The sequence below is a fragment of the Paeniglutamicibacter sp. ZC-3 genome (assembly GCF_025847175.2).
GTDB lineage: Bacteria > Actinomycetota > Actinomycetes > Actinomycetales > Micrococcaceae > Paeniglutamicibacter > Paeniglutamicibacter sulfureus.
In genome coordinates this window covers 140,148-164,014 of sequence record NZ_JAOYTG010000006.1, presented here as the reverse complement: position 1 = coordinate 164,014, position 23,867 = coordinate 140,148, and the positions used below count along the sequence as shown (strand labels likewise).

Genomic DNA, 23,867 nt, shown 5'->3' with positions numbered 1-23,867 from the left:
TTGAGCATTCCAGAGGGGAACCTTCCGACGGTCGGCGTCGTCGTGCTGACCATGGGCAACCGACCTGAGGAACTGAACCGTGCCTTGACGAGTCTCTTGGCCCAACGAGAAGTCGAACTTGACGTGGTCGTGGTGGGCAACGGTTGGGATCCTGTCGGGCTTCCGGCCAGCGTGCGTGGCCATTTTCTTGAACACAACCTCGGTATCCCGGCCGGACGCAATGCCGGGGTCCCGTTGGTCAAGGGGGAGTTCCTCTGCTTCCTGGACGATGATTCCTGGTTCCTGGACACAGACTTCCTCGAAGAGGCGATATCCAGGTTCGACAGCCACCCCCGGATGGGTCTCCTCCAGCCGCGGATCACCGACCCGACACGCGATGACGACCCCACCCGGTGGATCCCGCGCCTCAACAAACGCACGGCCGTCGAATCCAGCCGCGTTTTTCATGTGGGCGAAACCTGCCTGCTGATGCCCCGACACATCTTTGACGAGACCGGCGGCTGGGCCGGCGGTTTCTGGTACGCACACGAGGGAATTGAACTTGCCTGGCGTGTTTGGGACACCGGGCATCACGTCTGGTACGCCGGTGATATGAGGATCGGCCACCCGGTTGTCGATCAACGACGTCATGAAGAGTTTTACCGACTGAATGCGCGAAACCGGGTATGGCTCGCCAAACGGAACCTGCGCTGGCCCTTTAGTTGGATGTACGTGTCCAGTTGGGCCTTGGTGGAAGCAACCCGCCTGCGCAAGGATCCCGATGCGGTGCGGCAATATTTCAGCGGTTGGCTTGCCGGGTGGCGAGAGATTCCTTGGTATTCAACACCCCGGCCCAAACTCAAATGGTCGACCCATCTACGGATGCTCCTGGCGGGCCGACCACCCATAATCTAAGACTTTCGATCACTGCGTCCTTGCACGCAACCAAGCAGTAAATGGAGTTGAACATGGCAAAAACAGTCCTGACCTATGGCACGTTTGATCTTTTCCACATCGGACATCTGAACATCCTCAAGCGTCTTAAGGAAAAAGGCGACCGATTGATCGTCGGAGTATCCACCGATGAATTCAATGCCATCAAGGGCAAGAAGCCGATCGTTCCCTTCGATCAGCGGATCGAGATCGTCAGGGCAATCCAGTACGTCGACGAGGCCATCCCGGAAGACAACTGGGAGCAGAAGCGTTTGGACATTGCCAAGTACGATGTCGATGTCTTCGGCATCGGAGAGGATTGGAAGGGCAAGTTCGACGACTTGGGCGACAAAGTCGAGGTCGTATATCTTCCCCGCACCTCGGGCATCTCCACCACGGAATTGAAGCGGGTGCTGAGCGCCTTCGACGAACGCCATGTCGCCAAGCTAAAGGACACCCTCGACAGCTTGAGTCAGATCGTCAAGGAACTGAGCTAAACCTCAGCTCCCGCACCGACCAGAGCACAAAACGTTTCCTGCGTCCGCCCGCTTGGTTCCCTGAAGCCCGTTGCCGGCAATCCAATGAGCGGCGGCCCGATTCCCCTCTCCAGGGTCGTCGGTCATGTGGTAACCGGTCCAGACGAGCATTATGCTTCTGGCATCGGGACCGCACCTCGCGGCGGCTTGCCATGTGGTGAGTTGGTCGTGTCGACCGATTCGCCAGGCCGGTGCCGCGCAGCACACGAATGCATCCAGAATCAGCCAACGAGAGACCATGAGCAACACGACTACGCGAACACAATTCAGGCCCGATATTCAAGGCCTGCGCGCCATTGCCGTTGGACTCGTCGTCATCTACCACCTTCTGCCGCAGAGTATCACCGGTGGCTTCGTCGGCGTCGATGTATTCTTCGTGATTTCCGGCTACCTGATTACCTCGCACCTGATAAAGCATCCACCCCGCAAAGCCAAGGAATTTGGCACCTTCTGGCTCCGTCGGATCAAACGACTCATTCCGGCCTCAATGCTGGTCCTGTTCACCACCGTCATTGCGGTACGGGTACTGACACCGGAATCGTTTTGGCGGGACAATACGTTCCAGGCCATCGCGTCTGCGTTCTACTCGCAGAACTGGTTCCTACTGGCCACCAGTGTGGACTACCTGGCCGAGGACAACGCTCCGACTGCCGTCCAACATTATTGGTCGCTGGCGGTCGAGGAACAGTTTTACCTCTTGTGGCCCCTGGTAATCGCTGCACTTTGGTCGTTTGCCGTCAAGAAGAGACTGCTGGCAAAGCGATTTGTGCTTGTCGGCGTGTCACTGATCGTCGCACTTTCCTGCGCCTACTCCATTTACCTCACCTCCGTCGAACCGGCAGTTGCATACTTCTCCACCTTTACTAGGGCATGGGAGCTTGCCTTGGGTGCCGTGGTGGCACTGGTCCCCGCGCCCAAGTCGCGTTTCAGTTCCTCGCCCGCCGGTGCCGTGCTCGCATGGGCCGGCATTGCCGGGATCATCAGCGCCGGAGTCGCCTACGATTCGGCCACGCCTTTCCCCGGCTACCAGGCGGCACTGCCGGTCGTGGGGACGGCATTGGTGATCTGGGTTGCAGCCACCTCACGTTTCTCGCCAACCCCATTGCTCGGTTCACGGCCCTTCCTCTTCCTCGGGGATCACTCGTACTCGATCTATCTCTGGCACTGGCCGATTATTGTGCTGCTGCCGTTTGTTTCCGGCAAGCTGGGCGCATTGGACCTGGCGGCAGCTGCCGCTGCGACCATCCTGCTGTCGATGATTACCAAGAAATATGTCGAAGACGCATTCCGCAGGACGCTCGATGTCTCACCGCTCGTGACCCCGGTCCGATTCTTGGTGGTCGCAACGGCTTCCGTGGCGTTGTTGGCTTCCGGTGTCGCCGTGGATGCCCAAAAGCGGCAGGAGGTCGCCACCGTTTCGCTCCAGGCCGCCGTCCAGGGATTTGTTCCGTGCTTCGGCGCGTCGGCGCTAACCGACAAAAGTGGCGCCTGCCAATACGAGGCAGACCAGGAGCTGATCCTGTCTCCAGCCCTCGCGAAGGACGACAAATCCGCTGCCTATGCCGATGGATGTTGGTCCAGCGAACCATATGAGAAGAAGCCCACGTGCACTTATGGCAGCGGCAAGAAAAAGGTCGCCCTGGTCGGCAATTCGCATGCAGGGCATTGGCTTCCGGCACTCGAAAAGATGGCTGCAGAAAAAGACTGGACCATCACTACCTTCCTTGTATCCAGATGCAATCCCACGGATGCCAAGTTGAAGTTTGACGCGGAGATTAAGTCCCAGGGCTGTTTCGACTACGGCAACTGGGTCATTGACCAGACCGCTCACGGCCAATTTGATCTCATCATCACGTCCGAACGGCAGTCTGTCCCGGTCGTGGACCACTCCTTTGCAACGACCGAGGCCCCTGCGCGCGCCGGGTACGAGAAGTACCTGGAGCGATGGACCGAGTCCGAGACCCCCATCGTCGTCATCCGCGACACTCCGTTCCCCGGCGCCACGCTGCCAAACATTCCCGATTGCGTGGCCACGGCGAAAGACGCCAACAAAGAGTGTTCGGGGAGTACCGGCAAATGGACGTGGATGGATCCGCTGGCGGATGTGGCGGCGGAGGGCACGCACGACAACGTCGCAGTCATCGATCCCACGCGATACTTTTGCCAGGACGGTACTTGCCCGGCTGTCATCGGCGGTGTCGTCGTGTACTTCGACGCATCGCACATCACCGCAACCTACGCAGAGACCCTGACTCCCTTCCTGGAAAAGGACTTGGAGAAGGCCCTGCAAGAGATTTCCTAGCCCTGGCGCCGCAGTCGGGTCCCGTCCGTTGCCGGCAGCGTTCTTGGTGTTTTGTTTGGCAATCCGGACACCATCAATGCATGCCCCTTCGCGATTGCGGCCTGTCTGGAACTAGCCCCGGCCCTCGGGACCGGTGACCGCGATCGCAGCGGCGATGAACCGCTCCGTCGCACTGCCCAACGCGGGATCGCCAAAGACCTTTGCCCGCAGCGAGCGCTGTTGGCCGGATGGCCGGGACTTGCCCAGGTTCGCGATGGTTTCGAGCAGATCTTCTGCTTGTCCCTGCAAGAGCGTTCCAGCCTGTTCCAGGGACAGCGATTGCTCCGGGGCCAGCTCGCGGATCATCCTGGTGTCGGCGCTGTGGAGCAGCAGCAACGGCCTGTCCAATCCGATGGCATCCATTGCCATTGCCGAGATGTCACAAAGCACAACGTCTGCGTCGACGATGCTGCGTGATGAATCGCCCGACACCTCCACGCGGTGACCGGCATGCGGTTCCTTGGTGGCGGCCGTCCCGATGGCCCTTTGAATGTGCGCGAGTTCGTGTCGTGCCTTCGCGGACCAGCTACCGGTCTTGGGATGCGGACGAAACACCACGGTGAAGCGATCATCGGCCAGCAATGCCTCGACCAGTTTGGCTCCAACCGAGATCACGGACGTGTAGGCCATGTTCTTGCCATCTCCCTCCCACGTCGGTGCGTATAGCACCCTGGTGCGTGAACCGGGAGGTCGTGCAGCGGCTCCCGGCACGGCGATGTCAAGCTGGGGCCTGCCGATCTGGACCAAGGCGGAAGGATCAAGGCGGGGGATGCTCTCCATGATTCGGGACTGTGCGGCTTGGCCGGCAATGAAGGCATAGTCGTAGGCCTTGAGCTGGTTGGAGACCATCGACGATTTTTCGCTTTCGCCGTGGCTCAGGTGCACATGGGCCGGACCACTGATCCGCAACATCGTGAAATTGACCTGGGAATTGTTCACATAGAAAATACCGGAAGTACCCCAGGAGGCCAGCGCTGCCTCGATGCGTTCCATTGAACGCGATAGATAAATCGGAAGTCGTGTCCGCTGGGCCAAAAGGCGTGCGCTGAGCGCGTTCATGACCACCAGGCACACACCGTATCCGCGATCCTGGAGGGCTTCGAAGGGTGCCGTCCATTGTTCCAGTTGGTAGGTTTGACCAGGCCCGTCAGCAAAGAAGACCACAAAATCAACGGCCTCGGCGGGCGAAGGCTCGGAATCGCGCAAAGTGCCGCGGACGCTCTTTTCCACCGCCATGGCGTGGATTTTTTTGGACATGAGTTGGGACTGCCGCAACAGGGCATCGAAGGTAGTCACGAAACCATCCTATGTGGGCCCGACAGGGCGCGGACGAGCGGATGTCGGAACCAGCCAAGGAAAATGAATAGACTGGTTGGGCGCTAAACCTACCAGTGGGCGTTGAACGTGATACCTCGAAGGATGTACATATGAGTCTTGAATCCGGTTGGAAAGGCCGTGTCGGTGCCATGATTCCCCCCGGCTATTGGCGCCGCGCCGTCGAGATCATGGACAACAAGACACCTGCTTCGGCTTCTTCGATTGCCGACCTACGGCGGTTGCAGGCCGAAGCGTTCGAAAGCTCCTCCCCGGGTTCCGCATACCGTGTGCAATGGCAAGGGGACCTGGCGTTGGTCTACGTAGACTCTCGTGAAGCACCGAAACTATGTTCCGAGTTGAGGGCCCGAGGCTTTTCGCTCGTGCCAATGGCCGAGGATGCGTTGGACCCGGGGGCAATGTTCGGCTGGAGCTGCGCGACAAAGTCCCAGACGGGTCGCCGCGGTGACTTGGTCGAAGCGATCGGTGTACGACTGCTGGTGGTACCTGGTGGCAAGGCTCCTGCCCTGAGCAGCGTCCTGGAAGTTTCCGAACCCATCGATCTCGTCTACACGTGGGTTGACGGGGCCGACGAAGCCTGGCAACGGCGGCGGAGTGAAACCCAGGCGAAGATTACCGGCCATCTTCTGCCAACCGCAGACGATCCGGCGCGGTACACCTCCCATGACGAACTGAGATACTCCCTGCGCTCGGCCGAGGCGTTCCTTCCCTGGATCAACCACATCTACGTGGTGACTGCGGGGCAGCGACCGGGATGGCTCAACGAGGCCCATCCGAAGATCTCGTTGATTGACCACGAGGAGATCTTCGAGGACCGTGACATGCTCCCGACCTTTAATTCCCACGCCATCGAATCCCAGCTTCACAGGATCCCGGACCTGGCCGAGCGTTTCCTCTACGTCAATGACGACGTGTTCTTTGGACGTTTGCTGGGGCAGCACGTTTTCTACACGCCGACCGGATACCCGAAGTTCGCTCTATCCGACGGGCGCTTCGACCTCGAAGAGACCCAGAACCTCCCGGTGAATGTCGCTGCCCTGAACAACAATCGACTCCTGCAAGCAACTTTTGGGAAATCGGCGGCCCACAAGTTCAAACATGTGGCCCACGCCCAACTTAGGACCACTTTGAGTACGATCGCCCAGAAGCATCCCGAGGAGACCCGACGGACCGCCAGGGCAAGGTTTCGAAGCGAGAGCGATCTTTCGATACCCTCCTCGCTGGCGCACTACTACGGCTGTGCCATGGGCGTGGCTTTCCCCGGCGAGATCGACTACCGCTACATTGATCTTTCCTCGGAGCAGGTCCACCTCAAATTGTCGCGTCTATTCCTGCAGAAGCGACCGCAGATGTTTTGCCTGAACGAAGTCAGTACCCGCCGGCACGAACGCGTGGATCGCACCTTTACCGTCCAGGACTTCCTGCGGCATGTGTTCCCTTGGCCATCCTCCTTTGAAACCTCCGAAAACCACATGCCGCCGGCGGTTCCCCATGGTTGAAGACTGTCCGGGTCCATGCCCGCACCATGACGCACAGGGCGCACTGCCGGTTCTTGGCCGCCGCTGACAAATCGCCGGTCGGAGACCAGCGCGAGCTCCCACCCCAGAGAATTTTCCTGATTGAAAGGTTGCTTTGTGAAGCAAAAACCCACGAACGTGGCGGGCATGGTCCAGGACCTGTACGGCAAAAGACTGCACCGCAGGGATGCCAACAGGAAGACCCGGACGCTCACGGGAGCGGCCTCCCTCCACGTCGGCCAAGACGGACGATTCCTACGGATCCGTGCAGTGACAGGCCACGCGCCGTTGGCATTGAGCGTCCTGCATGGAAAGAACGTCATCGCAAGCATCGCGCTTGACTCCGTGGACCAGCTCGATGCCGACGCCCATGCTTCGACCGGTGTCATCGACCTCGCCCTGCTGGGCGAGCAGTGGAACGCGGTTGCGCCGGCCGTCGTGGGGGGATCCGACGACGCGACAGACGCGCTGGAGGGCACCGTGCGTGTCTGTATGGAATATGCGGGTGAAGTTGGCGAACTCCCGCTAGGAGTTGCCGCCATCGAGCTCGCTGCCACCGAAGGGACGCTGACTCGCGCCGAGCTCAATGATGCGGTGGCATCGGGCTCTGTCGACGTTGGGGCTCCGCTTCGTTTCCATCGCGTCGTCGGGCGAGCCGGACGTACGGACCTGGAAGCACTCGCGGATCATGAATCGGCCGCCGGGTTCGCACGCCCCTACATCAACAAGCGCGGCGAGCTGGCCATTGCACTGAACCGCGAGATCCAACACAGCCTCACGCTGCGTACCGACGCAATTTCGGTTGTTGCGGGCAACCTGCGGCTCTCCGGGATTGCCTATAGCAAGAGTTCACGGCTGGCTTCCGCACGCCTCCTGGTCCTCGGGCGACGAAGCGGCCAGGAATTCAGCGGCAAGGTGGATCTGAAGCTGCTGCAGGAACAGACCCGTCAGCGCTATGGATTCGGCCGATACGCCTGGGATGCCGAAATCGATTTTTGGGGCGTCGACTGGGACGAAATCGCGACCACGGACAATTTCGACCTCTACCTCGACGTCGAATTCGAAGGTGTTGCGGAGTCGAAGCGAGTGCGCGTGGCCAGGACCCCGTACGCCATTCGGGCCACCACGCGGGCGGGAGACATTACCCGCAACGGCAAGACGTTGATCATTAATCCCTACTACACCTTCAAGCGCAAGGCCACGTCCCTGCTGCTTGAGGTTGTCGACGAGGATTCCTTCAAGGCCCTCAGGGACTTCAATCCCTCCAAACACCGTCTGGGAAGACGTGGCCGGAAACCAATCTGGCTGATTGGGGAACTGCCGTACAAGGCCCAGGACAATGGCTTCCACTTCTTCCGGTACGTCCGTCAAAACCATCCCGAGGTCGACGCCTATTACGTCGTGGATCTTGCGTCACCGGAATACGAGAACGTGCGTCCACTCGGGAACGTTGTCGGGTACCAGTCGAAGGAGCACTTCGAGTTGGCGCTTGCTGCCGAAAGGATCATCGGCTCGCATCACCCCGATTACCTCTATCCGACCAGACATCCGGCATTCCTTGCCAAGTCCCGTGCCGGGAAGGTCTTCCTCCAGCACGGCGTCATGGGAACCAAGTGGATGGTCCCGAACTACGGGAAGAAATCCGCTGGATTTGAGACGGACCTCTTCTGCGTTTCATCCGACCGTGAAAAGTCCTATATCGTCAAGGACTTCGGCTACGATCCCGGCGAAGTGGTTGTGACAGGCCTGCCCCGATTCGACGCCTTGTTTGACGACGATGTTCCGGTGGAACCACGGCAAGTCCTCATCATTCCAACCTGGCGCGACTGGCTCCAAAACGACGAAGGATTTGTCGACTCCGACTACTTCCAGCAATGGAACGACTTCCTTCATGATCCGGCGCTGGCCAAGCTGGTTGGCGACAACCAACTGGATCTGATTTTTTGCCTGCACCCAAACATGCAGCATCTCCGTTCGTACTTTGCCGGTGTACCGGTGCGGGTCGTCGGACAGGGCGAGGTTGACGTCCAATTCCTGATGAAGCAGAGCGCTGCCATGATCACCGATTATTCAAGCGTCGGCTTTGACTTCAGCTTCTTGGACAAACCCGTCCACTATTTCCAGTTCGACCGTGATCGCTTCCTGGGAAAACCTGGCTCCCATCTCGACCTGGACCGCGAACTGCCAGGACGAATAGCCTTTACCCGCGAATCATTGATCGCTTCACTCGATGCGACGGTGAAGCGAGGCATGAAAATTGAATCCACGTACCGCGACCGTGCCTCCAGGTTCATCGTGGCTCGCGACCGCTCACACTCGTCACGCGTCTTCCAGGCAATCCGGGACATGCGCCAGCCCAAGATCGACCTTAAAAAGTTGGGTCAGAATGAGTTGCCGGAACGTGCCCTGAATCGGTTCCGCCACAGTGGCCGCTACTTCCCGCTCATGAAGCGCATGCAGGCAGTTGCGAGTCGTCTGCCCATGGACCGGGAGTTGGTCGTTTTCGAATCCGGCCTCGGGAAACAGTATGCGGATTCGCCGCGTTACATCTATGAGGAATTGCTGCGGCGCGGGGATTCACGCAAGAAGGTATGGATCTACGATGGTCCGCACAAGTTCACAGACCCGAACACCACCGCCGTCAAGCGGCTTTCGCCGGCCTACTTCTGGTATTTAGCGCGCGCGAAGTTCTGGGTGGTGAACCAGAACCTGCCGTTCTACATGACCCGGCGCAAAAATGGCGTCTACCTCCAGACCTGGCACGGAACACCGTTGAAGCGCATGCTCAATGACATTGAAGACATCCACGGCCGAGATGAAGGATATCTGGACCGTGTGACCCGTGCCATTGGCCAGTGGACCCACCTTCTGTCGCCAAGTCCATACGCAACGGAGGCGATGAGAAGTGCCTTCGCCTACAAGGGACCGATCCTGGAACTTGGCTACCCGCGAAACGACCCCTTGCTGCGGCCCGAGTCAACCGTGAGGGCGCAAGAGATCAAGGCCACCCTGGGCATCCCCGAAGGCCACAAGGTCGTCCTTTACGCGCCAACGTTCAGGGATGATGCCAGCAACGGCAAGGGCCGGTTTACCTTTGAGCTTCCTTTCGACCTCGAGGCGTTCAACGAGCGGTTTGGGGAAGACACTGTGCTGCTGCTGCGCATGCACGTCTTGGTCAGTTCAGGGCTGCGGATTCCCGAGGAGCTCCGGGGGAGGGTCATCAACGCTTCGGCCTACCCCGAGATCCAGGACCTTTACCTTGCCAGCGATGTCCTGATAACCGACTACTCCTCGGTCTTCTTTGATTTCGCCCTCCTGCGCAGGCCAATCCTCTTCTTCGCGTACGACCTTGAGAATTACCGCGACAACCTGCGCGGCTTCTACATGGACTACGAAAAGGAACTCCCGGGGCCGATCGTCACCGATGAGGACCAGCTGTGGGCGGCACTCGGGAGTGCACTGGACGGAGAACTGGGGCAGACCGGTCCCAGCGACGAATTCATCTTCAGGTTTGCTCCCCATGACGACGGAGAATCTGCCGGCAGGGTTGTCGATGAAATATTCGGCACGGGCCAGCCTGTGACGCAACGCGCGTTCCTCAATGGTTTTGGCTCCCGTCGCAAACCGCGCTAGGATGTAATGTCGGTCTATGTTCTACAGGAGTCATCATTAGCGAAAAGCGTTCAGATCGTTCGTCGTCACACGACATCGATCGCAGTTCGCCCCTGGTTTTCTTAACCAAGGATCTTGGGCGAAGCCCCGGAAACATGACGACCCTTGATGAGGTGGTCGCCGCACCAGCTGAAATCGGTGTGGCACTCATCGGAGTCCGTGAAGGATCGGAAGTTGATCTGGATCTGCGATTCGAAGCCGTGCACGAGGGCATTCTGGTCTCCGGAACCGCCACTGTTGAAATCAGCGGTGAATGCGGACGGTGCTTGGAAGCCATGGCGTACGACTTCGATGCCGACATTCAAGAACTTTTCTACTACGAGGGCTTACACGAGTTCACCGAAGAAGAGGAGCTCGACCAGTACCAGGTTGTAGATGATCGTATTGATCTCGAACCGGTGCTCCGGAATGCAGTGGTGACCGCACTGCCGTTCCAACCGGTATGCCGGGAAGACTGTGCAGGGCTTTGCTCCGAATGTGGAAAAAGCCTGAATGAGGATCCTGAGCATCACCATGAGGTCTTGGATCCTCGTTGGGCAGCGCTTGCCGGGCTGACCGACATCGTCGCAGAGGACGCGACACAGAGTACACATTCAGTCGAGAGAGAAGAGAAGTAGCCGTGGCTGTCCCGAAGAGGAAGATGTCCCGCTCAAACACTCGCGCCCGTCGCGCCCAGTGGAAGGCAACCGCGCCTACCCTGGTGAAGACCATGGAAAATGGCCGCGTCACCTACAGCCTGCCGCACCAGGCAAAGGTTGTTACGGATTCCGCAGGCACCGAGCTGTTCCTTGAATACAAGGGTCGCAAGGTCGCAGACGCGTAAGTCTGTCTGATGCCTTCAACAGAAGAGCTTTTGAAGCGTCTCGGGGTCACTATTGACCCCGAGACGCTTCGTCTTGCCCTCACACACCGTTCCTACGCCTACGAGCATGGTGGCATCCCCACCAATGAACGTCTGGAATTCCTGGGAGACTCCGTGCTCGGCTATGCCGTCACCGACCACCTCTACAAGAATTACCCGGACCTGCCCGAAGGCGACCTGGCCAAGCGACGTTCCGCCGTTGTCAGTACCCGTGCCCTGGCCGGCATCGCCCGTTCCCTTGGCGTAGGGGAATTCATTCTTTTGGGTCAAGGTGAAATCCTGACCAATGGCAAGGACAAGTCATCCATTCTTGCCGACACAATGGAATCCCTCATCGGTGCGACCTTCCTGAACCACGGGATTGAAGTGGCCAGGCAAATGGTCATGCGTCTGATCCTGCCGTTGTTGCAGGACGTGGACGTGCTGGGCGCCGGGACCGACTGGAAAACCGCTATCCAGGAAATCGCCGCAGCCAAGAAGCTCGGTGCCATCGAGTACCGTGTCACCGGCTCCGGCCCCGACCACGCACGTACCTACATCGCCGTGCTCCATATTGGCGGCACTCCGTACGGACAGGGAACCGGTCCTTCCAAGAAGGAAGCCGAGCAGGAATCAGCGGCAGTGACCTGGAAATTGGTCGCTCCGCAGAACGACTCGGCCAAGGCCAACTAAGCAATGCCTGAACTTCCGGAAGTCGAGGTTGTTCGGCGAGGTCTGGAGGACTGGGTCGTTGGCCGGACCGTCGAATCGGTCCAGGTCGTAGATCCACGATCCGTTCGCCGACATCTCGGAGGGCCTGCTGATTTCACCGCGAGCCTAACCAGAACCAGCATTGGCGCGGCCGTGCGTCGCGGAAAATTCCTGTGGCTGCTGCTCGACGGATTGCCAAGGCCCAGCGCGTTGGTGGCCCACCTGGGCATGAGCGGACAGCTGTTGGTGGAGGAGCCCGCCGCGCCGGATGAGAAGCACCTGAAGGTGCGCCTTGAACTGTCGCCAGAGGCCAACAAGCCAAACCAACTGCGGTTCATTGACCAAAGAATCTTTGGCGGCATGTTTCTCTCGCCCCTTGTGCCCACCGGTGACCAATTTCCCGGAGGCCAAGGTTCCGAGGCGCCGTGGATTCCAGAGGCCGCGGCCCACATAGCCCGAGATGTCCTTGATCCCGCTTCGACCCCCGAGGCCCTCTACCAAGCCCTGCGCAAGAAGAATACGCAAATCAAGCGTGCAATCCTCGACCAGCAGGTCATTTCCGGTGTCGGGAACATCTACGCGGACGAAGCACTTTGGACCGCCAAGCTGCACGGTCTGCGCTCCACCGCCACGATCCGCCGTCCCGACGTCGTACGCCTCCACACGGCACTCGTGGACGTCATGGGTCGTGCGCTGGATGCCGGCGGAACGAGTTTCGATGCGCTTTATGTCAATGTCAACGGCGCTTCCGGCTACTTTGACAGGTCACTGAACGCCTATGGCCGCGAAGGCCGGGACTGCCAGCGTTGTGCCGAAGAGGGCGTGCTGTCGGTGATCAGGCGTGATCCCTTCATGGGACGCTCCTCCTACAGTTGTCCCAGGTGCCAGCGTAAGCCCCGCTGAAACCCCCTTTAACCCCGTGGATGCCATTCCAGATTTCCCCCTGCTTGGTCTGGATCCGCGAGAGGCTGCGACCGCGTTCGCACTGGCTACACACGAGTCCCACTGGCGGACCCGGCTGACTAGGAGAATGCTCAGTTGGCGTTGGGTAGGATTGATCACATGACTCGTACGCCGCACTTCTTGGTAAACACCCTTGCGCTCAAACGTGGAGGCCTCGTCAAGGCGGTTCGTGAACGCGCCAACGCCCTCTCTGCCCAAGGAACAATTCCGGAAGTCAGGATTGCGGTTTTGGCAGGACAACCCCGGCTCCAGTTGGATGTCGAGGATCTCAAACGTGAAGGGCATTTGCATCCTGCAGTGACCGCTTACAGCATCCTGTATACATTGGACGCGTCCACATCGGATAAACGCACCCCCTACATCCTCGATGAGGGGCCCGGCATCACCGTGTTCCCCACGGGCAGGTCGGGTCGGGAATACAGGTATTTCCGCGACGGCATCTACGAAAAATACGTGCGTTTTGACACGGGTGGCCGGATAGAAGTTGTCGAGTACTTTGACGAGGCCAGGTTCCGATTTCGGCGTGACGAGATGGACGAGCTCGGTTGCCTTGCACGCCGCCTGACGTACCAGCAGGGCAGTCACACTCCCACCGTTCAACGATTCTTCGGTCACGACTCCACGTGCTTTCTGACAATTTGGCAGACACCCGGTGATCCCAAATGGGGCGCCTCCTTCCTCCATGGTGAAAACCCGCGTTCATTCGCGACCATGGGAGAACTCTACAAATTTGCTTTCGAGCGGAAACTTGAAAAGGATGCGGCGCCGGCCATTGTCTCGGAGTTCCGGGAGAATCTCCCGAATTTGCCGAGGGAAAATGTGGATGACATTGTCGGGGGGATTCGCCACGCCAACCTTCTCAAGATCATGACTGCCCATAGCAACCATCTGCAACCGCCGTATGCATCCGGCTCTGGAACCAGCCCCAACTGGGCGCGGGCTGGGCGAAACCTTGATGCGTGGGACCGGCTGGTGTTGCTGACGGACGCCCAGAAAAAGGACATGGCGGAGGAATTCGGGCATGAAGAAATCATGCAGGTCATTGGTCAGGTTGCGCCTGAGGAATCCAACCGCGCGACCGAAATTGACCCCTACCGTATCGTCCTCGTCGCCAGGATCCACCCAAAGAAACGTCTCGACGAGGCGATGCGGGTCTTTGCCCATATTGCTGCCGCGGAACCCCGGGCTCGCCTTGAGGTCTTCGGTTTTGGCTACAAGGATGCCGAGGAAGACACCTTGGCGGAGCTAATCGATGAATTGGACATCAAAGACAGTGTCAAATTCATGCCTTTTACGAACAATCCATCGGAAATCTATGCCACGGCGCTCGTGACGCTGTTGACTTCCGCTTCTGAAGGGTTCCCCCTGATACTTCTCGAAAGCATGGCCCACGGGGTGCCGGTTGCCGCCTATGACGCCAATTACGGTCCGCGGGATGTCATCGATGATGATCGGAATGGCTTTCTTATGCCTTTCGGCGAAAATCGGGCGATGGCGGAACAGGTGCTCGCTTTGATGAAGAATCCCGGCAAGCGCAACGACATGGCCTTGGAGTGCAGGAAAACCTTGATGCGATTCACCAAGGAAAATTTCGTCACGCGATGGATGGAGATCCTCAACACTGATCCCCGTCCCAACCGAATCGTGGGTAAGACGATTGGCCCCATCGTCTCGCAAGTTCGGCCCGCAGGAACCAGGGACCTCGAATTCCTCCCAAATGGGGCGATGCCCGACGATCTGGGGCTGATACTAGTGCCGCGGGATTCAAACAAAGTTGTCTCCGCCGCCGCCATCCAGGCTGGAGTATGGGTATTGCCCCTGGCTGATAGCGCGCCGGGAACAATCTTGGACGTCTTTGCCACCACGAACGGAAACGCAGCGCGAAAACGCGTTGAATTTGGTGACCTGGATACGGCGACCGTAGCTGGGTGGCGCATCTACCGGACCCAGCATGGCAGCTTGTCACTCAAGCGCGTGTAGCCGACGTCCTCGCCGCCTTCGGGCAGCCAGTTGGTCGCTGTGTAGCGACGTCTGGACGGCGAGTTACCGCCTGATGCCCGGCTGTTTGGACCGGCCGGAATTCAGGGCTTGAATGATCGGTGCTGACGCGATGGTAACGTCACGTAGACGAAAAATATATTTGCTATGAACTTTCCCTTTGCAGTGTTCATCTGTGAGGCGGGCAATGTTTGGGACTTATTGAAAACTAAGGGGGTCCCGATGGGACTGCGGTCAAAATTGGGAATAGGTAAAAAGAAAAGCACGGATGGTTTGCTGGCGGGAGTCGGTCCAGTTTCGGAGAGTTCGTCACCTATGTCATTTTCTGCTGCCCAGAAGCCAGGGGATTTCGATAACGGCGCGTCCTCCCCGCGCTCGGTGTCGGTCATCATCCCGGTTTACAACGCGATGCCGTATCTGACGGAACTCCTGAACTCCCTCGAAGCGCAAGACTTGGCTTCAACCGACTTTGACGTGATCGCCGTGGACGATGGATCCACCGACTTCAGCGGCGAGATTCTTGACGTGTATGCAGCCAGGAATGCGAACTTCCGAGTAATACACCAGGAGAACAGCGGCTGGCCAGGCAAGCCACGAAACGTGGGCATCGAGGCCAGTCGATCCGAATTCGTCTTTTTCTGCGATGCGGATGACCACCTTGGACCGGAAGCATTGCGTCGAATGGTGGACTTTGCCCGGGCACATTCCTCGGATGTTGTCGTTCCCAAAATGATTGGTGTAGGTGGGCGACGAGTGCAGGCTTCGCTGTTCACGAAGACCGTCGAAGACGTACCCCTACGCACAATCTTGCGCTCCCTGTCGCCCCAAAAACTCGTTCGACGGTCGCTGTTGCTGGAGAACAACATCAGGTTTCATGAAGAGAAAGTTCGTTTGGAAGACGGAATCGTCATGTCTGCCTGCTATCTCAAGGCTCGCAAGACTTCAATTCTTGCCGACTATGACTACTACTTCATTCGGACCCGGACAGTCGGAACGAATATCAGTAGTGCACCGATCGAACCCGCAGGCTACGTTCGTTCACTCACCGAGATTTCGAAGAATTTGCTTGATGGCGTCCAGGATAGGGACCTCGCGGACTTGCTCGTGCTCGACCTGTTCAAGCGAAAGGGACTGCGGTTCTATGAGCCTGCCAGGTTCCTCGCGATGGCTCCCCGCGTGCAAAAGCAGTGGGTCGTATCCCATGCGGCTTTCATCGATCGTTTTCTTCCGGCGGAGTCACAGCAGAAACTCGACGACGCGGACAGGGAACTGACAGCGCTTATCCACCAGCAAGACCTCGACGCGATCTTGGCAACCGTCAAAAAGCGAGAGTCCGTCAATGGTCCGATGGAGACCGTTGAAGCAAGAGCCAGTGGCGATGGTGTTAGTTTCCGGCTCTCCAGCCTAGCGCCGTTGAGCAGTGCCGACCTGGTGCTGAAAAACCGTACAGGGACCAAGCAAAAAACGTTCGACGTAGAGGTTGATGGGTCGGCAGTGGATTCCGGTAGGAACCTGCACACCGTTTCGATCAGCGCTGACGACTTGAAGGCTTTTGGGAAAGAGATCATCGATGTCTGGACGGTCGCCCGCGATGCCGCCGGTCAGGAAGGAGCCCCGGCACGGACAACTTGTCCGGCAGGAGTCGCCCTCCCGCCGCCACTGCCGGGCATCCGCGTTTACGCCACGGTCCACGGCAGCCTGAGCTTGGACCTCCGGAAATAGACCGAAAACACTGGTGAGTCCTCAGCTGGCGGTTTCGTGGATACGCTTCATCGCATTCACGAAACCGCCCGTTAAGTCGCCGGGGGAGCCGTTCGACTGTCGACCCTTCAGCTGCCCATGACTTCTCTGACTACTTCGTCGTTGAACGGCGTCCATGCCTCGACCGCCCATGGGCCAAAGGGTTTGTCGGTCAAAGTCACACAGGCCGCACCCAGTACCGGGTCGACCCAAAGGAACGTTCCAGCCTGACCAAAGTGTCCGTAGGTTTCCGGCGAGTTCAGCGTGCCGGTCCAGTGCGGGGACTTCTCCGACCGGATTTCAAAGCCCAGTCCCCAGGTGTTGTTCTTTTGCCGTCCGTAGCCCGGGAGGATCCCGGGAAGCTCCGGGAAAACTACGTGGGTTGCCTGGGAGTGGGTTTGCACGTCCAACAGTGTCGGGTCCTGCAATTCGGCCGCGAAGGTCATGAGATCGCCCAGGGTCGAGACGCCGTCCGCTGCGGCGCTGCCGTCCAGGGACGTGGAGTCCATGCCGAGCGGTTGCAGGACGGCTTCGCGAAGGTAGTCGGTGAATCTCATGTCGGTGGCTTTTTCCAACGTCTCGGCCAAGACTTCAAAGCCGGCATTCGAATACAGGCGCCGGTCACCAGGGGCAAAGCGCACCTTGCGTTCGGCAAAATCGTAACCGGAGCTGTGGGCCAGGAGATGCTTGACGGTGGAGCCTTCGGGGCCGGCAGGCGTGTCGAGCTCAAAAGCTCCCTCCTCCACCGCGACCAGAAATGCGTAGGCACTGAGCAACTTGGTGACCGAGGCAAGTGCAAAGCGGTGCCCAACATCGCCGTGTGATCCCAGGACTGCGCCGTCAGCGGCAACCACTGCCGAAGCCGCCTGTGTCGAAGGCCATGAATCAATGGCCGAAAGACTCTTCAAAGGGTCTTCTCCTAGCATTCTTGATGAAAATACCTGTATGCCGGGCTTGACCTACGCTCTTGAGCCAACCTGACTCGATAGTATGGAAGGCAGCCCTCCGACCACTTTAGCCACCAATTAGCCAGGACGCTCCCACGTGCATTTGAAAACACTGACCGTTCGCGGATTCAAGTCGTTTGCCTCGGCAACGACCTTTGAATTCGAACCGGGTGTCACCGCCGTGGTCGGCCCCAATGGTTCGGGCAAGTCAAACGTTGTCGATGCACTTGCCTGGGTCATGGGGGAGCAGGGCGCCAAGACCCTGCGTGGCGGCAAGATGGAGGATGTCATCTTCGCCGGCACCTCCGGCCGCGCGCCGCTGGGCCGCGCCCACGTCTCCCTGACGATCGACAACAGCGACGGTGCGCTGCCCATTGAATACGCCGAAGTCACCATTTCCAGGACCCTGTTCAGGGCGGGCGGCTCCGAATACGCCATCAACGGCAATTCCTGCAGGCTACTGGATATCCAGGAACTCCTCTCGGACTCCGGCCTGGGACGGGAAATGCACGTGATCGTCGGCCAAGGACAGCTTGACCGAATCCTGCATGCCACGCCCGAGGACCGCAGGGGCTTCATCGAGGAAGCCGCCGGTGTGCTCAAGCACCGTCGGCGCAAGGAAAAGACCGTACGGAAACTTGACGCCATGCAGGGCAACCTGAACCGGCTCGAAGACCTCACCAGCGAGATCCGCCGCCAGCTCACACCCCTTGGCAAACAGGCCAAGATCGCCCGTCGCGCCCAGAGCGTCCAGTTCGACGTGCGTGATGCCAAGTCCAGGCTCCTGGCCGATGACCTGGTGACCTTACGCGGCACACTGGAAAAGGACATCGCCGACGAAGAGTCACAGCGGGCAGCCCGGCAAGTGGTCCAGGCCCGGCTCGAAGAAGCCCGGGCTGAGCTCACCAAGCTTGAAGTCGCGGCCGCCCACGCCACCCCCGCCCTCAATAAGGCGCGGGACCTCTGGTTTGGCTTGACCTCCACGCGGGAACGCTTCAGGTCCCTGGGTGCCCTGTCAGCGGAACGCTCCCGCCTGCTCGGAACCGACGGCATTGAAGTCGACCCGAGCCGTGATCCAGACCGGCTCGAAGCACAGGCCGAGCGACTGCGCGAAGAGCTGGAGGCACTCGAGGAAAACCTCGAGATGCGCCAGGACCTGCTGGAGGAAGCCCTCGAGGCCAAATCGCAGGCCGAGGAAGCAGCACATGCCGAACAACAGCGCCTGACCAGCGAATTGCGGGTGGCAGCGGACCGTAGGGAAGGGCTTGCGCGGCTCGCCGGGCAAGTGGGCGCCTCCCGCAGCAAGGTCGAAGCGGCAGAAGGTGAATTGGGCAGGTTGCGCGATTCGCTTCAGGGCTGGTCAGCGCGTCGCGAGGGTACCGTCAACGAGTTTGCCGCCCTCGAGCAACAGGCGGCATCCGTCCAGGACGGAGAGGAAGACCTCGATACGGCCTACGAACATGCTGCCGACCGCCACGAGGCGCTGGTAGCCCAGATGGATACCCAACGCCGGACTGAACAAGAACTTGCCACGCAATTGGGTTCCCTGCGCGGAAGGCTTGAGGCACTGCGCGAAGGTGCCGTCCGCAAGGATGCCTCGGAAGACATCCTGGCCGGCGGACATGAAGGCCTGCTGGGTCGGCTGTCGGAACACCTGGAAGTCGAGACGGGCTATGAGATTGCCGTTGCGGCCGCCTTGGGCCCGATTGCCGAAGCCATTGCCGTCCAGGAACTGGACCACGCCCTGGAGATCCTGGGCGGGCTGCGCGCATCAGAGGGAGGACGTGTCCATCTGGTCAGTGGAAATCTCGACGCCTCTGCCCACGGCACATCGCCTGCGTCTTCGGGGAAGCATGTATTGGACGTCATCAGTGCACCCGAAGCATTGCGAGGCACGTTGGCACACCTGTTGGGAACCACGGTGGTCGCCACGGACCTTGCCGAGGCGAAGCATTTGTTGTCACAGGATGCAGGTACCCGGGCAGTGACACTGGCCGGAGACATTCTCACTGCGGGTTCTGCCAGTGGCGGCACCACTGCCGCCCCTTCGCTGATAGAACAGAATGCGGCCATCGCCGAAACCGAAGCCGAACTGGCTCTGATTGAGGAACGCCTTGGCTCCTTGCGCCTGGAGGCAGCTGACCTCACCGCCGGGCTCATGGCCGCCGAGGAGGCCGCAGACACGGCATTGAGCCGTTTGCACGATTCAGATGCGAGGATCTCTGCCGTAGCCCAGCGGATGGAGCACCTGGGATCCCTGCTCCGGCAGGGCCAGGACGATCGCGAGCGCCTCGAACAGCAGATTGCCGTTGCCCAGGAAAAGCTGGAAGTCGAGCAGGAGAGGCTCGCCGAACTCATCGAGCGCCTGGACATGGCCCAGGAGTCGCCGCAGGACGATGAACCCGAGACCGACCAGCGCGATGAACTGGCGGCTGCCGCCTCAAGAGCGCGGCAAAAGGAACTGGATGCCCGTCTGGCCCTGCGCAGCGCGGAGGAGCGTGCCAACGGGCTGCGCGGTCGGGTCGAGTCCCTGAAACGCGCGGCGGAAACCGAACGCCGGGCACGTGCCGAGGCGCAACGCCGGGCCGAGATCCGCCGCAGGCAGGCCGCCGCTGCCCGCGAGGTCTCGGCCAAGGTCGAACGCGTCGTTTCGTTCATGGACATATCGATCGAGCTGGCCGACAGGGAGCGGGAAGAATTCCAGGCCCGGCGCGAGGAACTGGAAGCCGAACTTTCCCTCGTGCGCGGACGCGTCGACAAGCTGGGCCATGAGTTGGCGGAGCTGACGAATTCGGTCCACCGCGACGAGATGGCACGGGCGGAACAGCGCATGCGCATCGAGACGCTGGAAAACCGGTCCATCGAGGAACTCGGATTGACCAGCGAGCACCTCATTGAGAACTTCGGTCCGCACCTGCCGGTTCCGCAGCCCGCTGCCGAGGACGACAAATGGGCTGCCTTGCGCGCTGAAGTAGATGACGAGGGCAACGCCATACCCGAAGGAATCCCGTTTGACCGGATCGAGCAGGAAAAAAGGCTGAAAAGGGCCGAACGGGATCTTGCTGCGTTGGGCAGGGTTAATCCGCTGGCGTTGGAAGAGTTCGCTGCGCTTGAGGAGAGGCACAAGTTCCTGACCTCGCAACTGGAGGACCTGCGGAAGAGCCGCAAGGACCTGCTCGATATCATCAAGGACGTCGACGAGCGCGTGGAGCGTGCCTTCACGGAGGCCTACAACGACACCGCGGCACAGTTCGAGCGGGTCTTTGGGAGATTGTTCCCCGGGGGTGAAGGGCGCTTGGTCCTCACGGATCCGGAGAACATGCTGACCACTGGCATTGAAGTCGAAGCCCGTCCCGCCGGGAAGAAGATCAAGCGGCTTTCCTTGCTCTCCGGTGGCGAGCGGTCGTTGACGGCCGTCGCACTGTTGGTGGCGATCTTCAAGGCTCGTCCGTCACCTTTTTACGTCATGGATGAAGTGGAAGCCGCGCTGGACGACACCAACCTGGGTCGCCTGATCACCATCTTCGAGGAGCTGCGCGAATCCAGCCAACTCATCGTGATCACGCACCAAAAGCGCACCATGGAAGTGGCAGACGCGCTCTACGGCGTCACCATGCGTGGAGACGGCGTTTCCATGGTGATCAGTCAGCGCATCGAACGCGAGGATGCACAAAGCGCCTAAGGCAGCGTTCCCGCTGCTCGTCGCCCCCTGGGGTTCGGGGAGCTTCCCTTCCGATGTGGGCTGGCAGCGCTATTGCCTGTCGTCGAGCCCATCCCGGAAAGGGCCGGGCTCGCTTGTCGACCTCGAGGAATCGGTGGCAGCAGCCGGACGCTTTTCCTTCACCGGCAACCACGCGATGACCCCCATCAGACCCAGGGCGCCACTGACGGTGAATGCCCACCCGAAGCCTGCCCGGTCGGCGATCAAACCGGCCAGGATCGGACCGATGATGGAGCCGAAGTCGGTTGCCATCTGGAAGGTGGCCATGACCTTTCCGCCGTTGCGGCCTTGGCCGACCACGTCGGCGATCGCTGCCTGCTGGGCCGGACCCATCAATCCGGTCCCGAGGCCTCCGATGACCGACAAGGCGATGAAGAGGGGAATGGTGTCGACCCAGCCGATCGCGGCAGTGGCCAGCGAGGCAACGGTCAGCCCGACCAGGATCGGCAGGCGACGGCCGTAGGTGTCGGTGAGCCGACCCGCCACAGTGAGGGCCGCACCGTTGCCCACGGCGAAGATCGCCAGCGCCAGGCCGGCGAGCAGAGTGCCCTGCGAGGCGAAGGCCGCAACGGCAAAGAGCGGAATCAAGGACATCCGCACGCCGAAGGCCATCCAGCCATTGGTGAAGCCGGAAACCAAAGCGGCCTTGAAGGACGCCGCACCCCAGGCCTCGGAAAGGGGTATACGGTCCACAGCCGGAGCCGCCTTTTCCGCAGCCGTCTTCACGGTAGCGCGGCGCGAGTGGGACAGAGAGAAATAGACGATGGAGGCCGCCACCACTAGCGCCCCGCCGTAGATGAAGAAGGGAATCCGGAACCCCATGCCGGCGGCAAGGGAACCGAGCACCGGACCTGCCACGTTGCCGAGCAGGAACGAGCCAGAATACAGCCCGGCGATGCGTCCGCGTATTTGCGGCGGCGACATGCGGGCAATCAACGCCATCGCCGAGACCGTGAACATGGTCGAGCCCAGTCCACCCAGCCCGCGGAAAATGAGCAGCTGGGTGTAGGACTGGGCAAAGCCACAGAGAATGGTCGAGGCGGCAACGATGAGGACACCGGTGACGTACACGGTCGGTTCGCCGAGCCAATCGGTCAACTTTCCGCTGACTGGGGCAAAGATCAATCGGGCAAAGGCAAAAATGCTGACAATGACGCTGGCTGCGGCAACGCCGACATTAAAGCTCGTTGCGAATTGGGGCAGGATCGGTGCAATGAGGCCGAATCCGAGGGCGACGACAAAGGCGGCCGCGACAAGCACGCGGATTTCACGGGGAACCGACGGCAACTTTTCGGAACCGGCATTAACCGGCTTTTCCGGGAAGTTGGGGGTCGAGGCATTCTTAGACATAAGTAAGACAAGTTTAGTCTGTGAGAAGCTTGGACGGTGTCAGAACAACTTAACTTGATGATTGTCCTCGTTGCAGTGGTTGCCGTCATCGGTATCGGTGCTGCCTTCTTCCTTGTCCGGGGCCGCAAGGCGCCCAAGGGAACGTACACCGGTCCGCGAGACGCCAACGACCCAGCGCCCACGCTCACCACGGACGCGCCGTCCACCGAAGCCCCCGAAGTGGTGGCCCCGACTGAAGCCGCGGAAGCCCCGACAACGGATGTTGTCGACGAAACCGTCGGCAAGGTCGTCGTCCCCGTCGATGTACCCGAGCCCGTCCAGGGACGGCTGGCACGCCTCCGGGCTCGCCTGTCCAAGTCAAACAACGTCCTGGGCAAGGGCCTGCTGGCCCTGTTGAGCCAGGACAAGATTGACGAAGACGTCTGGGACGAAATCGAAGAGACCCTGCTCCTGGCCGACTTGGGGACCGAACCCACCCTCGAATTGGTTGATGCCCTGCGCGAGCGCGTCAAGGTGGAAGGAAGCCGGGATCCCCAGCGCGTCCACGACATGTTGCGTGAAGAACTCATCAAGCTGGTCGACCCGAGCATGGACCGCAGCTTCATCCCGGTTCGCCATGCTGACCGTCCAAATGTGATCATGGTCGTTGGCGTCAACGGCGTTGGCAAGACCACCACGATCGGCAAGATGGCACGCGTGCTGGTTGCCGAGAACAAGGACGTCATCCTTGGTGCCGCCGACACCTTCCGTGCCGCCGCCGCCGAACAGCTTGCAACCTGGGGAGACCGCGTAGGTGTCCCCACGGTCAAGTCCGATGTCGATGGCGCCGACCCGGCTTCCGTCGCCTTCGAGGCAGTGAAGGCCGGCATCGAGCAGGAAGTCGACATCGTCATGATCGACACCGCGGGCCGCCTGCAGAACAAGGTCGGCCTGATGGACGAACTTGGGAAGATCAAGCGCGTGATCGAGAAGAAGGCCACCGTCGACGAAGTTCTCCTGGTTCTCGACGCCACCACCGGCCAGAACGGCCTGAACCAGGCCAAGGTCTTCTCCGAGGTTGTCAATGTCACCGGCATCGTCCTGACGAAGCTGGATGGCACCGCCAAGGGCGGCATCGTTGTTGCCATCCAGCGCCAGCTCGGTGTCCCGGTGAAGTTGGTCGGCCTGGGCGAGGGCCCCGACGACTTGGCGCCATTCGATGCTGCGGCATTCGTCGACGCACTGCTTGACTGACCCGGCAGCGGGGTTCTTGACCAGCTAACTGCCTCAAAGGCGGCCACGGA

At 60.1% G+C, this 23,867-nt stretch carries 16 protein-coding genes; 13 read left to right on the top strand and 3 right to left on the bottom strand.

Features of this window, described 5'->3' with window-relative positions; translation table 11 throughout:
* Positions 1-51: 51 nt before the first annotated feature.
* The 3 genes from OIU93_RS09160 to OIU93_RS09150 all read left to right on the top strand — a co-directional run bounded on the left by OIU93_RS09160 (position 52) and on the right by OIU93_RS09150 (position 3,750).
* Positions 52-894 carry a glycosyltransferase family 2 protein gene (locus OIU93_RS09160; protein ID WP_372342899.1) on the top strand — a complete coding sequence of 281 codons (843 nt, stop codon included), beginning with the start codon at positions 52-54 and terminating at the stop codon, positions 892-894.
* A gap of 53 nt (positions 895-947) precedes the next feature.
* The gene (locus OIU93_RS09155) at positions 948-1,409 is read left to right on the top strand and encodes an adenylyltransferase/cytidyltransferase family protein (protein WP_264269776.1); all 462 of its coding nucleotides are present in this window, start codon (positions 948-950) and stop codon (positions 1,407-1,409) included.
* A 277-nt stretch (positions 1,410-1,686) separates the two neighbouring features.
* Positions 1,687-3,750, top strand: a complete 2,064-nt coding sequence (locus OIU93_RS09150; protein WP_264269775.1) for an acyltransferase family protein — start codon at positions 1,687-1,689, stop codon at positions 3,748-3,750.
* A 111-nt stretch (positions 3,751-3,861) separates the two neighbouring features.
* Here OIU93_RS09150 and OIU93_RS09145 read toward each other — a convergent pair whose 3' ends face one another.
* Positions 3,862-5,085: a CDP-glycerol glycerophosphotransferase family protein gene (locus OIU93_RS09145; RefSeq protein ID WP_264269774.1), complete on the bottom strand. Its 1,224-nt coding sequence runs from the start codon at positions 5,083-5,085 to the stop codon at positions 3,862-3,864.
* 131 nt (positions 5,086-5,216) lie between these two features.
* Between OIU93_RS09145 and OIU93_RS09140 the strand changes: the two genes are divergently transcribed.
* From OIU93_RS09140 to OIU93_RS09105, 8 genes are all read left to right on the top strand, one after another.
* Positions 5,217-6,623: a stealth conserved region 3 domain-containing protein gene (locus OIU93_RS09140; protein WP_264269773.1), complete on the top strand. Its 1,407-nt coding sequence runs from the start codon at positions 5,217-5,219 to the stop codon at positions 6,621-6,623.
* Between the two features lie 135 nt (positions 6,624-6,758).
* On the top strand, positions 6,759-10,274 hold the full coding sequence (locus OIU93_RS09135; protein ID WP_264269772.1) for a CDP-glycerol glycerophosphotransferase family protein: 3,516 nt from the start codon (positions 6,759-6,761) through the stop codon (positions 10,272-10,274).
* Positions 10,275-10,366: 92 nt separating this feature from the next.
* Complete coding sequence (locus OIU93_RS09130; protein ID WP_217390510.1) at positions 10,367-10,930, top strand: DUF177 domain-containing protein; 564 nt, start codon at positions 10,367-10,369, stop codon at positions 10,928-10,930.
* 2 nt (positions 10,931-10,932) lie between these two features.
* Positions 10,933-11,136 carry a 50S ribosomal protein L32 gene (rpmF, locus tag OIU93_RS09125; RefSeq protein ID WP_007273166.1) on the top strand — a complete coding sequence of 68 codons (204 nt, stop codon included), beginning with the start codon at positions 10,933-10,935 and terminating at the stop codon, positions 11,134-11,136.
* A gap of 9 nt (positions 11,137-11,145) precedes the next feature.
* On the top strand, positions 11,146-11,847 hold the full coding sequence (rnc, locus tag OIU93_RS09120; RefSeq protein ID WP_264269771.1) for a ribonuclease III: 702 nt from the start codon (positions 11,146-11,148) through the stop codon (positions 11,845-11,847).
* 3 nt (positions 11,848-11,850) lie between these two features.
* On the top strand, positions 11,851-12,768 hold the full coding sequence (mutM, locus tag OIU93_RS09115) for a bifunctional DNA-formamidopyrimidine glycosylase/DNA-(apurinic or apyrimidinic site) lyase (protein ID WP_264269770.1): 918 nt from the start codon (positions 11,851-11,853) through the stop codon (positions 12,766-12,768).
* A 159-nt stretch (positions 12,769-12,927) separates the two neighbouring features.
* Positions 12,928-14,808: a glycosyltransferase gene (locus OIU93_RS09110; RefSeq protein WP_264269769.1), complete on the top strand. Its 1,881-nt coding sequence runs from the start codon at positions 12,928-12,930 to the stop codon at positions 14,806-14,808.
* A gap of 165 nt (positions 14,809-14,973) precedes the next feature.
* Entirely contained in the window at positions 14,974-16,548 is a 1,575-nt protein-coding gene (locus OIU93_RS09105) for a glycosyltransferase family 2 protein (RefSeq protein WP_264269768.1), read from the top strand.
* A 107-nt stretch (positions 16,549-16,655) separates the two neighbouring features.
* Here the strand turns inward: OIU93_RS09105 and OIU93_RS09100 are convergent, their stop codons facing one another.
* Positions 16,656-17,474, bottom strand: coding sequence for a serine hydrolase (locus OIU93_RS09100; RefSeq protein ID WP_264269767.1), 819 nt, complete (start codon positions 17,472-17,474; stop codon positions 16,656-16,658).
* 136 nt (positions 17,475-17,610) lie between these two features.
* Here OIU93_RS09100 and smc point away from each other — a divergent pair, with 136 nt between their 5' ends.
* Entirely contained in the window at positions 17,611-21,195 is a 3,585-nt protein-coding gene (gene smc, locus OIU93_RS09095) for a chromosome segregation protein SMC (protein ID WP_264269766.1), read from the top strand.
* 69 nt (positions 21,196-21,264) lie between these two features.
* On the opposite strand, the gene OIU93_RS09090 is transcribed toward smc, so the two are convergent.
* A complete protein-coding gene (locus OIU93_RS09090) occupies positions 21,265-22,584 on the bottom strand; it encodes an MFS transporter (RefSeq protein ID WP_264269765.1) in 1,320 nt (439 codons plus the stop codon).
* Positions 22,585-22,620: 36 nt separating this feature from the next.
* On the opposite strand from OIU93_RS09090, the gene ftsY reads away from it, so the two are divergent.
* The gene (gene ftsY / locus OIU93_RS09085) at positions 22,621-23,817 is read left to right on the top strand and encodes a signal recognition particle-docking protein FtsY (protein ID WP_264269764.1); all 1,197 of its coding nucleotides are present in this window, start codon (positions 22,621-22,623) and stop codon (positions 23,815-23,817) included.
* Positions 23,818-23,867 lie beyond the last annotated feature (50 nt).